A 12,862-nucleotide genomic window follows, 5' to 3' on the forward strand; every position below is an offset into this window, starting at 1 on the left:
AGGCTCCGCCATGCCCCGTACCGTCAACGGCATCACCGAACTCCTCGCGCTCACCGGCACCGACCTCGGCCACAGCGACTGGCTGGAGGTCGGCCAGGAACGCGTCGACACCTTCGCGGACGCCACCGGCGACCACCAGTGGATCCACGTCGACATCGAACGCGCCAGGAAGGGCCCCTTCGGCGGCACCATCGCCCACGGCTACCTCACCCTCGCCCTGCTCATCCCGCTGTGGAACCGGCTGCTGGAGGTCCGGGGCGTCGGCATGGCCGTCAACTACGGCCTCAACAAGGTACGTTTCCCCGCTCCCGTCCCCGTCGGTTCCCGGATCCGCGCCCGCGGCGTCATCGCCGCCACCAGGGGCGTCCAGGGCGGCGCGGAGGTCACGGTCGACCTGACCGTCGAGGTCGACGGACAGCCCAAGCCCGCCGCCGTCGCCCAGGCCGTCTACCGCTTCGCCGCGTGACGGACGTGAGGGAGATGGTGGACAAGGCAGTGCCCACCGCCGCGGAGGCAGTGGCGGACATCGAGGACGGCGCGTCCCTCGCCGTCGGCGGATTCGGCCTCGTCGGCGTGCCGGACACCCTGATCCGGGCCCTGTACGGGCAGGGTGCCGGTGGACTGAGCGTGGTCTCCAACAACTGCGGCACGGACGGCCACGGCCTGGGCATCCTGCTCGCGGCCGGCCGGATCCGCCGGGTGACCGGCTCGTACATCGGCAACAACGCGGAGTTCGCGCGCCGTTATCTCCACGGCGAGCTGGACGTGGAGCTCACCCCGCAGGGCACCCTCGCCGAACGCCTGCGGGCCGGCGGCTGCGGCATCCCCGCGTTCTACACCCCGGCGGGCATCGGCACCCAGGTCGCCCACGGCGGGCTGCCCCGGCGCCACACCCCCGACGGCCGCGTCGCGGCCGTCTCCCGGCCCAAGGAGGTCCGCGAGTTCGACGGCCGCCCCTACGTCCTGGAACACGCCATCACCACCGACTTCGCCCTCGTCCGCGCGGCCCGGGGCGACCGCCACGGGAACCTGGTCTTCGCCAGGACCACCCGCAACTTCAACCCCCTCGCGGCCATGGCCGGGCGCATCACCGTCGCCGAGGTCGAAGAGCTCGTGGAACCGGGCGAGTTGGACCCCGACCACGTGCACCTGCCGGGCATCTTCGTGCAGCGCGTGGTCGTACTGACGCCGCAGCAGGCGGCGCACAAGCCCGTCGAGCGCAGGACGGTGCACGCCGCATGAGCTGGACCAGGCACCAGATGGCGGCCCGTGCCGCCCGGGAGCTGCAGGCCGGCTCGTACGTCAACCTCGGCATCGGACTGCCCACGCTCGTCGCGGACTTCCTGCCCGAGGACGCGGGTGTCGTCCTGCACGCGGAGAACGGGCTGCTCGGCGTCGGCCCGTACCCGGACGAGGACGCCGTCGACCCGGACCTCGTCAACGCGGGCAAGGAGACCGTGACGGCGCTGCCGGGCGCGGCCTTCTTCGACTCCGCGCTCTCCTTCGGCATGATCCGCGGCGGTCACATCGACACCGCGGTCCTCGGCGCGATGCAGGTCTCGGCCCACGGCGACCTGGCCAACTGGTCGGTCCCGGGCAGGACGGTCAAGGGCATGGGCGGCGCCATGGACCTCGTGCACGGGGCGCGCCGCGTGATCGTGCTGACGGAGCACACCGCCAAGGACGGCTCCCCGAAGATCGTCGAGGAGTGCTCGCTGCCGCTCACCGGCCGGGCCTGCGTGCACCGGATCATCACCGACCTCGGCGTCCTCGACGTCACCGGCACAGGACTGGTCCTCGCCGAGACCGCACCCGGGGTCGACGCCGCCGAGGTCGCGCGCCGGACTGCGGCACCGGTGACGCCAGGCCCCACGCTCTCTCCCGGGCTCTCCCCCGAAAGGTGACTCCGTGCCTTCAAGGCCTCCCACCCAGCAGGACATATCCCACGAGATCGACCAACAGGCCCAGGCCTACGCGGCTTCCGGCACCGTCCGCCACCATCCCCCGCGCGACTACCCGCCCTACCGCAGCAGCCTCCTGCGCCACCCCCGGCAGCCGCTGGTCCCCCTCCGGGACCCGGAGGCCGTCGAACTCTCCGGCCCGGTCTTCGGCGCCACCGACGTCACCGAGGCCGACGCCGACCTGACCCGCGGGCAGGCCGGGGAACCGCTCGGCGAGCGCATCACCGTCACCGGCCGCGTGCTCGACCGGGCCGGACGCCCCGTCGCCGGACAGCTCGTCGAGATCTGGCAGGCCAACGCCTGCGGCCGCTACGCCCACCGCCGCGACCGGCACCCCGCCCCGCTCGACCCCAACTTCACCGGTACCGGGCGCTGTCTGACGGACCGTCAAGGCGGCTACCGTTTCACCACGGTCAGGCCGGGTGCCTACCCCTGGCACAACCACACCGGCGCCTGGCGGCCCGCCCACATCCACTTCTCGCTCTTCGGCGCCGCGTTCACCCAACGCCTGGTCACCCAGATGTACTTCCCCGGCGACCCGCTCCTGCCCTACGACCCCATCCTGCAGTCCGTCACCGACGCCGCCGCCCGCTCCCGCCTGATCGCCGGCTACGACCACGACCTCTCCGCGGCGGGGGACGCGCTCGGCTACCGCTGGGACATCGTCCTCGACGGCCCCGCCGCCACCCGCACCGAGGGAAGCCGCCCATGAGCCCTCTCCCCACCCCTTCCCAGACCGTCGGCCCGTTCTTCGGCTGTGCCCTGCCCTCCCCCGACGGCCACCACGTCGCCTCTGCCGGGCACCCGCAGGCCATCACCGTGCACGGACACGTCCGCGACGGTGCCGGAGTACCCGTCCCCGACGCGCTGTTGGAGTTCTGGCAGCCCGCGCCGGACGGCAGCCGCAGCGGCGCGCCCGGTTCCCTGCGCCGCGACCCTGCCACGGGCGGCCACGCCGGGCGCGACGGCGTGACGTTCACCGGTTTCGGCCGCGTCGCCACCGACGCCGACGGCCACTACGCCCTGCACACCCTGCCGCCGGGCGGCGTGCCGTACCTCTCGGTGTGCGTCTTCGCCCGCGGCCTGCTCCACCACCTCTTCACCCGCGCCTACATCACCGGGCATCACCTCACCCACGTCGAGCCCCTGCTGACGGCCTTGCCCGCCGAACGCCGGGCGACGCTCCGGACCCGGCCGGAGGGCGCCGGCCTGCACCGCTTCGACATCCGGCTGCAGGGCGAGAAGGAGACGGTCTTCCTTGCCTTCGACTGAGCCTTCGACCGACGCCCCTGTGCCTTACCCGGCCGACGACCTCGGCCTCCTCACCCCTGTCGCCGCAGGAACCCCGGTGGCCGCCGCCACCGGCGACGCGGCGGTCCTCGCCGCCATGCTGGAGGCCGAGGCCGCCCTGGTGCAGGCCCTGGCCGACCTCGGCCTCGCACCCGGCACGGCCGCCGAGGCCGTCACCGCCGCCGCCCGCGAGCTGGACGTCCGTACGATCGCGGCGCGCGCCGGCTCCGGCGGCAACCCTGTGCTCCCCCTGGTCGCCGACCTCACCGCCGCCGTCGCGGCGCGCGACCCGGACGCCGCCGCCTCCGTGCACCGGGGCGCCACCAGCCAGGACATCCTCGACACCGCGCTGATGCTCGTCGCCGCCCGCGCCCTGGACCTCACCCTCGCCGACCTGGACCGTACCGCGGTGGCGCTGGCCCGGCTCGCCGCCGCGCACCGGGACACCGTGATGCCGGGACGCACCCTCACCCAGCACGCCGTGCCGATCACCTTCGGGCTCAAGGCGGCCGGCTGGCGCAGCCTCGTCCGCGAGGCGCAGCGCCGCCTGGCCGCGACCCGCGCCGCACTCCCCGCCCAACTCGGCGGTGCCGCAGGCACTCTGGCCGCCTTCCACGCCCACGCCGAGGCGACGGGCACGGCTCCCGACCCCGGCCTCGGCCTGCGGCTGATCGCCGCGTACGCCCGGCGGACCGGGCTCGCCGAACCCGTCCTCCCCTGGCACACTTTGCGCACTCCCATCGCCGACCTCGCCGCCTCGCTCGCCTTCACCGCGGGCGCACTCGGCAAGATCGCCGCCGATGTGCTCGTCCTGTCCCGCACGGAGACCGGCGAGCTCACAGAGGCCGACGGCGGCGCGTCCTCGGCCATGCCGCACAAGTCCAACCCGGTCCGCGCCGTGCTCATCGCGGCCACCGCCCGCCAACTCCCCGCACTCGCCGCCGTCCTGTTCGGCGCCCTCGCAGCGGAGGACGAACGGCCGGCCGGAGCCTGGCACGCCGAGTGGCAACCCCTGCGCGAGGCCCTGCGTCTGACCGGAGCCGCCGCCCGGCACGCGGCCGAGCTCACCGAGAACCTGCGCGTCCACCCGCACCGCATGCGGGAGAACCTCGACCGGACCGACGGCCTCCTCGCCGCCGAGCGCCTCGCCGTGGCCCTCACGCCGCTGATCGGCCGCAGCGCGGCCAGGAGCGCGCTGGCCCGGGCCGCGCGCCTGACCGCCGCCGAGGGCTGCGGCCTCGAAGAGGCCCTGCGCGCCGACCTCTCCACGAGAGAACTACCCGACCTGCCCGAACTGGCCGACCATGCAGGCTACTTGGGTGCCGCCCGAGCCCTGACCGACCGAGCCCTCGGGGAACACCTGTGAACCGCGGCCTCCTCCACCACCGCATCGACGGTCCGCACGACGCCCCCGTACTGCTGCTCGGCCCGTCGCTGGGCACCTCGCTCGCCGTATGGGATCCGCAGCTTCCCGGCCTCGCCCGCCGGCACCGGACCGTACGCTGGGACCTGCCCGGGCACGGCGGCTCACCGGCCTCCCCTCTCGGGCCGGACGCCACCGTGCACGACCTCGCCCGCCTGGTCCTCGACCTCGCCGACTCCCTCGGCACCGAACGCTTCGCCTACGCCGGGATCTCCCTCGGCGGCGCGGTCGGCGCCCACGTGGCCGCGCACCGTCCCGAGCGCGTCACCTCCCTCGCCCTGATCTGCTCCGCCGCCCGCTTCGGCACACCGTCGGCATGGCACGAACGCGGCCGCCTGGTACGGAAAGAGGGCATCGACACCCTCGCCGCCTCGGCACCCGCCCGCTGGTTCACCCCGGCCTTCCGGCAGACCGCCGCCGCCGAGGCCCTGGTACGGGACCACCGGTCCGTCGACCCGGCCGGCTACGCGGCCTGCTGCCGCGCCCTGGCCGCCGCCGACCTGCGTGCCGAACTGCCCCGCATCACCGCCCCGACCCTGATCGTCGCAGGCCGCGAGGACCGGGCGGTCCCCCCGGACCGGGCCCGCGAACTGGCCGACGGCATCGCGGACTCCACCCTCGTCGAACTCCCCCGCACCGCCCACCTGGCCACCGTCGAACAGCCGCAGGCCGTTCTCACCGCTCTGCACCACCACCTCACCGGGTCCCTTGAGTCCACGGCAGCGGGGACGGCAATGCGCCGCGCCGTCCTCGGGGACGACCACGTCGACCGGACGACCGCCACCACGACCCCCTTCACCGCACCGTTCCAGGACTTCATCACCCGCTACGCGTGGGACGGAATCTGGACCCGCCCCGGCCTGGACCGCCGCACCCGCAGCTGTATCACCCTCACCGCCCTCGTCGCGGGCGGCCACCACGAGGAACTCGCCCTGCACATACGGGCTGCACTGCGCAACGGCCTCACGCCGGAGGAGATCTCCGAGGTACTCCTCCAGACCGCCGTCTATTGCGGCGTGCCTGCGGCCAACGCGGCCTTCACGATCGCCCAGCGCGTCGTGGAGCGGTGGGATTCCGGCCATGGCCGAGGAAATCGGTGATGATCCCACCGCGGCGGGGGCTGTCCCCAGGAAAGCACGGGGGCCGGCCCCAGGGCGCGGCCGCGTCGTCGGCGCGATCATCGTTCTCGGCTTGGAACATGCGAGTTGAGGAGTGATCGGTATGACCGGGCAGATACGGCGACGGCCGCTGCTGATCGCGGCGGCAGCCGCAGTGGGGTCGTCACTGACCCCCGCAACCGCCCACGCAGCCCGGAGGGCCTCGGCACGGCCCGGTGACCAGGACCCGGTCCGCGCGCTGACGCAGGCGGCCCGTCCGCTGCGGTCGACGGAACCGGGGTCGGACACGACCGACCTGCGGCCCCTGGGGGCGATGATCGGCGACGCGAAGGTGGTGGGGCTGGGCGAGGCCACGCACGGGTCGCACGAGTTCTTCACCATGAAGGAACGGGTCTTCCGGTATCTCGTCGAGGAGAAGGGCTTCACCACCTTCGCCCTGGAGATGAGCTGGCCCGCAGGCTTGCGCCTCGACGAGTACGTCCAGAGCGGGCGCGGGGACGCACGCCAGGTCGTGAAGGAGGCCCTGGGCGGATCGCCGTGGGAGCGCGAGGAGTTCCTGCACCTGATCGAGTGGATGCGGGACCACAACCGCCGGCATCCCGGCCACCGGGTCCACTTCATGGGCGACGACATCGGATATCCCAGGGTGGGCGACGACCTCTTCGAGCGGGTGACGGGCTACGTCCGGCGGCACCATCGGGACCTGCTGCCGCGCTTCACCGAGCTCTACACCGGCCTGCGCCCCCTCGACGACGGCGCCGCCTACCTGCGCAGGCCGCTGCCGGAGCGACAGCGGCTGGCGGCCAACGCCCAGCAGGCCCTGGAATTGCTGGAGGCCCAACGGGACGCAGAGGGCGACGAGTTCGCGTGGACGGTGCAGCACGCCCGGTTCCTTGCCCAGACCGCCAGGTTTCTCGCCTGCGACCTCGAGGACGCCGCGGCGATACCGGCCGCGATGATCTACCGCGACCGGGTGATGGCCGAGAACGTCGCCTGGTGGCATCGGCACACCGGTCACCGGATGCTGCTGTCCGCGCACAACGGGCATGTGGCATACGTGCCCGACGACCCCGAGACGCACCCGAGGGCGCAGGGCGGGTTCCTGCGCGAGGCGCTCGGCAAAGGCTACGTCCCCATCGGATTCACCTTCGGCCAGGGCTCCCTCCTGGCGCAGGACAAGAGCCTTGTGGGCCCGTGGAAGAAGTTCACCGTGGGTGCGGCGGATCCCGGCACCAGTGAGTACACCCTCGACCAGGTCCGTCACACCGATTACTTCCTCGACATCCGCACCGCCCCGGCCGCGGCCCGCGCATGGCTCGACTCCGCCCGTCCCAGACGCAGTATCGGCACCGAATACCCCTGCCCCCTCGCCGATGTCCCGATCGGCCCGTCCTTCGACGTCCTCATCCACCTCCACCGTGTACGGGAGGCCGACAAGCTGCGTTGAACGGGACCGGCCGACCACAGGAAAAGTGCGGTGCACGATCGCGCCCCGAAGGGGCCGTCGCCCGCCCTCCCCACGGGTGTCACACCGGCGCCTTCTCGGGGGAACGGTCCGGCCGGGCCTCCCAGCACTCCACCCCCTCCAGGTCCGGCAGCCGGTCGCGGGTGAACACCGGGTCCAGGCCCAGCCGTCGCTGCGCGAGGTAGTCGTCCAGCAGGCGGAAGGCGATCGCCGAGAGGGGGAGGATGGCGAGGAGGTTGATCAGGGCCATGAGGCCCATGAAGACGTCCGCGAGGTTCCACACGACGCTCACCGACCCGAGCGCGCCGAGGAAGACGACCACCAGGACCAGGGCGCGGTAGGCGGGCAGCACCCAGCGCCTGTCGGTCATGAACTCGATGTTGGACTGGCCGTAGTAGTAGTTGCCGATCATCGAGCTGAAGGCGAGCATGAAGACGACGAGCGTCAGGACGTGCCCGGCCCAGCCGCCCAGGGTGTCGGTGAGGGCGCTCTGCGTGAGGTCCGCGCCCTGGCGTCCGCCGAGTTCGGGGTTGGTCGTCAGGATGATGAAGGCCGTCATCGAGCAGATCAGCAGGGTGTCGAAGAAGACGCCCAACGCCTGCACCAGGCCCTGCTTGACGGGGTGGGAGACCTCGGCGGCGGCGCCCGCGTTGGGGGCGGAGCCCAGGCCCGCCTCGTTGGAGAACATGCCGCGCCGGATGCCCTGCTGGATGGCGGCGCCGATGCCGCCGGCCGCCAGCTCCCGGAAGCCGAAGGCGCCGCCGACGATGTCGCCGAACACCCGCGGCAGGTCACCGAGGTTGAGCAGCACCACGGCGCTGCCGAGCAGCAGGTAGACGACGGCCATCACGGGGACCAGCACGGTGGTCACCGAACTGATGCGCTTGACGCCGCCGAAGACCGCGAGGCCCAGAAGTGCCGCCAGCAGCAGGCCGATCGCCGGGCCGAACCACTCCGCCTCGGAGGCGGGCAGTGAGGCGGTGGCGACGCTCGTGATGGTGTTGGACTGGACGGCGTTGAAGACGAAGCCGAAGGTCACGGTGATCGTGACGGCGAAGAGGACGCCGAGCCACCGCCTGCCCAGGGCGCGCTGCATGTAGTACGCCGGGCCGCCCCGGTAGGAGCCGCCCGCGCCGCGCACCTTGTAGAGCTGGGCGAGGGCCGATTCGACGAAGGCCGAGGCGCCGCCGATGACGGCCATCACCCACATCCAGAACACCGCGCCCGCGCCGCCGAGCGTGACGGCGGTGGCGACACCGGCGATGTTGCCGGTGCCGACACGCGCAGCAGCGGAGATCGTGAACGCGCCGAAGGACGAGACCGCCTTGCCGCCGCCCTCCCCCGGCTGCGGTTTGCCCCTGAGGACGCGCAGCATCTCGGGGAACAGACGTACCTGCACCGCTTTGGAGCGGACCGTGAAATACAGACCCGCGCCGATCACCAGCGGGATCAGCAGGTAGGTCCAGAAGACGTCGTTGACGTCGACGATGAACGAGTCGATTGCGCTCATGGGGCGTCCTTCGGGGCGTCCGGAAGCAAAAATTCCGTTAAAGCTTCGGAAAATTATTGCTTCGCGTGGAGGTGTAGACCAGAGGGTCCGGCTGTGACGAATCGCATATATGGCCCGATACATCCGCCTCCACCCCTTTACGCCCCCCTTACGCCCCCTTACACCTGGTAGCGCTGCGGTGCGAACAGGTGGAGGTTGTCGGCGACCCAGGCCGAAGTGCGCTTCAGGCCGTCCTCCAGGGAGACCTGCGGTTCCCAGCCCGCCCACTCCCGGGCTCGCGAGTTGTCGGAGAGCAGCCGCTGCACCTCGCTGCCCGCGGGCCGCAGCCGCGCCGGGTCCACGACCACCTCGGCCTCGTGTCCGGACGCGGCGATCAGTGCCCGGGCGAGATCGCCGATGGCGATCTCGCGTCCCGTGCCCAGGTTGACCACTTCACCGAGCGCGCGGTCGCAGTCGGCCATCGCCATGAAACCCGCCGCGGTGTCGGCGACGTAGGTGAAGTCGCGCGTGGGCGTCAGCGAGCCGAGCTTGATCTCCCGTGTGCCCGAGTGGAGTTGGGCGAGGATGGTCGGGATGACGGCGCGTGCCGACTGGCGGGGACCATAGGTGTTGAACGGGCGCACGACCGTGACGGGCAGGTCGAAGGCGTGCCGGTGCGAGAGCGCCATCATGTCCGCGCCGATCTTCGAGGCGGAGTAGGGGGACTGCGGCTGGAGGGGGTGGTCCTCGCTGATGGGGGCGGTCAGGGCGGTGCCGTAGACCTCGCTGGTGGAGGTGTGCACCAGGCGGCGCACGGAGTGGCGGCGGCAGGCTTCGGCGATGTTCTCGGTGCCGACGACGTTGGTCTGGACGTAGGCGCCGGGCGAGTCGTAGCTGTAGGGGATGCCGATGAGGGCGGCGAGGTGGAAGACCGTGTCGCAGCCGGCCACGGCGTCCATCACCCGGCCCGCGTCGCGGACGTCGCCCGCCATCGTCTCGACGGGGCCGGCGGGGCCCAGGTGATGGGCGAGGTGGCCCTTCTCTGCGTACGGCTTGTAATGGACGAACGCCCGGACGTTCGCGCCCTGTTCGACGAGCAGGTCGACGAGGGTCGAGCCGATGAAGCCTTCGGCGCCGGTGACCAGGACCGTACGGCCCTTCCATGCGGTGTGCGGCGTGCTCGTGCGTGCCGTCGTGGCCTGGGTGTTCATGCGGACTCCTGGAACGGGTTTGCGGTGCGGTCGGACTGGGGGTTCGCGGCCAGGTCGATGACCTTGGCGGCCAGCAGGTCGGCGGCCCGTGCATGGGTGCCGGGGTCGGCGGCGTGGCTCATGGCGGCCAGCCGGGCGGGGTTGTCGAGCAGCGGGGTGACGAGGGCGTCCAGGCTCTCGACACCGGTCTGCGCGTCGGGCAGCAGCAGGGCCGCGCCGACGTCCGACAGGACGCGGGCGTTGTGGGTCTGGTGGTCGCCGGGGGCGTGCGGGTACGGGACGAGGACGGCCGGCATGCCGATGGTGGCCAGTTCCGCGACGGTGGCCGAGCCGGCCCGGCAGACCACCAGGTCGGCGGCCGCGTAGGCGAGGTCCATGCGGTCCAGGTAGGACACCGCCTCGGCGACGGCGTCCCCGCCCTGCGCGGCGAGCCGGGCCCGCGTCTCGTCCAGGGCCGCCGGCCCGGTCTTGATCAGAATGCGCAGGTCGGTGCGGGACCGCCGGCGGGCCGCCAGCCCGACGGCGGCCTCCGTGAGCCGTGCCGCGCCCAGGCTGCCGCCGTTGACCAGCAGCATCCGGGCGTTCCCGGGTATGCCCAACTCCCGCCGCGCCTGCGCTCGCAGTGCCGCGCGGTCCAGGCCGGCCAGCGGTCCGACCAGCGGCATGCCCACGGTCTCGGCCCGTTCACCGCCGGTCAGATGCTCGCGGCTGCGGTCGAAGGCCAGGGCGATGTGCGGGGTGAGCCGGGCGGCGAACTTGTTCGCGCGGCCCGGCACCGCATTGGACTCGTGCACCAGGCTCGGCAGACCCGCCATCCGTGCCCCCACGATCACCGGGGCACTCGGGTAACCGCCCATACCGACTGCCACGTGGGCACCCTGCTCGCGCAGGATCGTCCGGCACTGGGCACCGGACTTCAGCAGTGCAGCGGGCAGCAGATAGCGTCTGGCGCCCAATGACCGGTCGAACGGAATCATGTCGACGGTGTGCAGCCGATAGCCGGCCTTGGGAATGAGCGCGGTCTCCAGTCCGCGCTCGGTCCCGACGAAGGAAACGACCGCATCGGGCACGGCCCTTCGCAATGCGTCGGCAAGTGCAAGGCCTGGATAGATGTGTCCACCGGTGCCGCCCGCACCGATGACGACGGAAAGAGGGGCGCTGTGGGTCGGAGCGCCGGTCCGGTCTGTGCGCATACCCGGCACACTTGCAGGGGAATTTGAGAGGAATTTAAGAGGCCATGACCCGCTCGCCGGCTCCTACCGAAGTGGACTCCGAAAGCAGACACGGCGATTCACCGTATGACCGCCCCGGTCCCACTTCGTCGAAAGCACTGTGCCGACAGCACTGTTTCGACGACGATCGGCGAACGCTGTCGAGCGCGTCAGCCCGGCCACGACGTCATCGGATTGGGCAGCAGCGCCCACCGGTCCCGTCCCGGCTCCAGCCGCATCAGCGTGAGCGCCTTCACCGGCAGCCGTTCCTCCCGGAGCGCCCGCAGGTCCTCGGTCGGGGCGAGATCCCGGGTGGCCTCTTCAAGGAGGGCGCCCAGTGCCGGGGCGTCCCCGGCCAGCGGGCCCAGCGCGCCGGTGACCAGGCAGCCGAAGACCTTGCGGCGCAGGACGCAGGGATCGTCGTTGAGCAGCCGGCCGGTCAACGGCGGTGCCGGGAAGCCGTGCCGGGCCAGCCGGGCCGGGCTGATGCGGATGTCGGCGAGGTCGCGGTAGACCAGCCGCCGGGTCCGGCCCTCGGCGTCGACGACGGCGAGGAGGTTCTGTCCGTGCCCCTCCACGGCCACCCCCAGGTCGAGCAGTTCCAGGCAGACCCCGAGGGCCAGCCGCGCGAACCCGGTGATCCGCTCCCGCCGTTCCGCGGGCGCGAGCGGCGCGAAGAGCGCGGGCAACTCGGCCACGGGCACGACCTGTTCCCCGGCGCCTGCGCAGGCGTACGGCGACTCCCGCAGCACCGCCGCCAGATCCGGGGTGCCGGCCCCGGCCGCCGCCAGCGTGCGGGCGATGTGCAGCCGGCCTTCCAGACGGTCCGCGACGCGCGCGGCGACCTCGGAGGTGGCCAGCGCGTTCTCCACCGAGTAGGCGGAGATGTCCCGCACGGCGGAGGTGATCTGGGTGCTCAGAGCGGTCTTGACGTGCACGTCCCCGCCGAGGTCGAGCGAGCGCAGGGCCAGCAGCGGACGGGCCTGCGGCCCGGGAAGCAGGGTGCGGCCGGTCAGGACGTGCCGGGCCTGCCAGGGGTGCACCGGGATCAACACGGCCTCGCCGTCCCGCAGTTGCCGCGGCCACGGGCCCCGCACCGTGGCGCCCGTGACGGGTGCCAGCCGCAGGCTCACCACCGCCCGGTGCTCCGGCGCGTACGCCAGCTGCTCGGCGGCCGAGAAGCCGGGCCGGGACCGGCAGGTGGGGTGGTAGGGATGGCCGTCCGGCGACCGCTGCTCCCACTCCCACGGAGCCCCGGGCGGGCCCACGGGACGGGACGCCGTGCGGGACAGCGCCAAGGAGGCGACGCTGTGGTCCAGTTCGGCGGCCAGCCGCTCCCCGCCGGGCACGGCCAGGGCCGTCAGCAGCCGGGCCGGATGGTCGTACGGGCGACCGTCCAGTTCCAGGACGGCGACCTCCGTGCCCGTCGCCCAGGGGTCCGACGGCGGACCGTGCAGCCGCCGCCCGTCGGCCAGGTGCAGCGTGACGGCGTCGCGCCCGACGGCCCGGTCCGCGACCCAGGGCAGCGGCTCGTGGACCAGCCCCCGCCACAGCCGCGCCAGCACCGCCGCCCGCGCCACCGGCAGCACGGCCTCGTACGCGGCCGCCAACTCCGGGCGCACGTTGTCCAGTTCCTTCGCAAGGTCCCGCTCGGCATCAGTGCGACACACGCGCGTGTCCTACCGCATTCGAAC

12 protein-coding genes are annotated in these 12,862 nt (G+C 72.7%); 8 read left to right on the forward strand and 4 right to left on the reverse strand.

Annotation, left to right across the window (positions count from 1 at the left end; all coding sequences use genetic code 11):
* Positions 1-10: 10 nt before the first annotated feature.
* From ACWD4B_RS05230 to ACWD4B_RS05265, 8 genes are all read left to right on the forward strand, one after another.
* Positions 11-466, forward strand: coding sequence for a MaoC family dehydratase (locus tag ACWD4B_RS05230; RefSeq protein WP_451419485.1), 456 nt, complete (start codon positions 11-13; stop codon positions 464-466).
* 17 nt (positions 467-483) lie between these two features.
* On the forward strand, positions 484-1,242 hold the full coding sequence (locus ACWD4B_RS05235; RefSeq protein ID WP_451419532.1) for a CoA transferase subunit A: 759 nt from the start codon (positions 484-486) through the stop codon (positions 1,240-1,242).
* A complete protein-coding gene (locus tag ACWD4B_RS05240) occupies positions 1,239-1,904 on the forward strand; it encodes a 3-oxoacid CoA-transferase subunit B (protein ID WP_451419486.1) in 666 nt (221 codons plus the stop codon). Before ACWD4B_RS05235 ends, ACWD4B_RS05240 begins: the two co-directional genes overlap by 4 nt.
* A 4-nt stretch (positions 1,905-1,908) precedes the next feature.
* Positions 1,909-2,673, forward strand: a complete 765-nt coding sequence (pcaH, locus tag ACWD4B_RS05245; RefSeq protein WP_451419487.1) for a protocatechuate 3,4-dioxygenase subunit beta — start codon at positions 1,909-1,911, stop codon at positions 2,671-2,673.
* Entirely contained in the window at positions 2,670-3,233 is a 564-nt protein-coding gene (gene pcaG / locus ACWD4B_RS05250) for a protocatechuate 3,4-dioxygenase subunit alpha (RefSeq protein WP_451419488.1), read from the forward strand. Before pcaH ends, pcaG begins: the two co-directional genes overlap by 4 nt.
* Positions 3,220-4,617 (forward strand): 3-carboxy-cis,cis-muconate cycloisomerase, encoded by a 1,398-nt coding sequence (gene pcaB, locus ACWD4B_RS05255; RefSeq protein WP_451419489.1) that lies wholly within the window; start codon positions 3,220-3,222, stop codon positions 4,615-4,617. Before pcaG ends, pcaB begins: the two co-directional genes overlap by 14 nt.
* The gene (pcaDC, locus tag ACWD4B_RS05260) at positions 4,614-5,774 is read left to right on the forward strand and encodes a bifunctional 3-oxoadipate enol-lactonase/4-carboxymuconolactone decarboxylase PcaDC (RefSeq protein ID WP_451419490.1); all 1,161 of its coding nucleotides are present in this window, start codon (positions 4,614-4,616) and stop codon (positions 5,772-5,774) included. Before pcaB ends, pcaDC begins: the two co-directional genes overlap by 4 nt.
* A gap of 121 nt (positions 5,775-5,895) precedes the next feature.
* Positions 5,896-7,239 carry an erythromycin esterase family protein gene (locus tag ACWD4B_RS05265; RefSeq protein WP_451419491.1) on the forward strand — a complete coding sequence of 448 codons (1,344 nt, stop codon included), beginning with the start codon at positions 5,896-5,898 and terminating at the stop codon, positions 7,237-7,239.
* A gap of 79 nt (positions 7,240-7,318) precedes the next feature.
* Here ACWD4B_RS05265 and ACWD4B_RS05270 read toward each other — a convergent pair whose 3' ends face one another.
* The 4 genes from ACWD4B_RS05270 to ACWD4B_RS05285 form a co-directional block, all read right to left on the reverse strand.
* Positions 7,319-8,767, reverse strand: coding sequence for an alanine/glycine:cation symporter family protein (locus ACWD4B_RS05270; protein ID WP_451419492.1), 1,449 nt, complete (start codon positions 8,765-8,767; stop codon positions 7,319-7,321).
* A 158-nt stretch (positions 8,768-8,925) separates the two neighbouring features.
* Positions 8,926-9,957, reverse strand: a complete 1,032-nt coding sequence (locus ACWD4B_RS05275) for a GDP-mannose 4,6-dehydratase (RefSeq protein ID WP_451419493.1) — start codon at positions 9,955-9,957, stop codon at positions 8,926-8,928.
* A complete protein-coding gene (locus tag ACWD4B_RS05280) occupies positions 9,954-11,150 on the reverse strand; it encodes a UDP-N-acetylglucosamine--N-acetylmuramyl-(pentapeptide) pyrophosphoryl-undecaprenol N-acetylglucosamine transferase (protein ID WP_451419494.1) in 1,197 nt (398 codons plus the stop codon). The genes ACWD4B_RS05275 and ACWD4B_RS05280 overlap by 4 nt, the downstream gene beginning before the upstream one ends.
* A 188-nt stretch (positions 11,151-11,338) precedes the next feature.
* Positions 11,339-12,838, reverse strand: coding sequence for an IucA/IucC family protein (locus ACWD4B_RS05285; protein ID WP_451419495.1), 1,500 nt, complete (start codon positions 12,836-12,838; stop codon positions 11,339-11,341).
* Positions 12,839-12,862 lie beyond the last annotated feature (24 nt).

The organism is Streptomyces sp. NPDC002536 (genome assembly GCF_053594995.1).

Coding starts and splice junctions, on each gene's coding strand:
- ACWD4B_RS05230 (WP_451419485.1), top strand. CDS start 11: ATGCCCCGTACCGTCAACGGCATCACCGAACTCCTCGCGCTCACCGGC.
- ACWD4B_RS05280 (WP_451419494.1), bottom strand. CDS start 11,150: ATGCGCACAGACCGGACCGGCGCTCCGACCCACAGCGCCCCTCTTTCC.
- pcaG (WP_451419488.1), top strand. CDS start 2,670: ATGAGCCCTCTCCCCACCCCTTCCCAGACCGTCGGCCCGTTCTTCGGC.
- ACWD4B_RS05240 (WP_451419486.1), top strand. CDS start 1,239: ATGAGCTGGACCAGGCACCAGATGGCGGCCCGTGCCGCCCGGGAGCTG.
- ACWD4B_RS05275 (WP_451419493.1), bottom strand. CDS start 9,957: ATGAACACCCAGGCCACGACGGCACGCACGAGCACGCCGCACACCGCA.
- ACWD4B_RS05270 (WP_451419492.1), bottom strand. CDS start 8,767: ATGAGCGCAATCGACTCGTTCATCGTCGACGTCAACGACGTCTTCTGG.
- ACWD4B_RS05265 (WP_451419491.1), top strand. CDS start 5,896: ATGACCGGGCAGATACGGCGACGGCCGCTGCTGATCGCGGCGGCAGCC.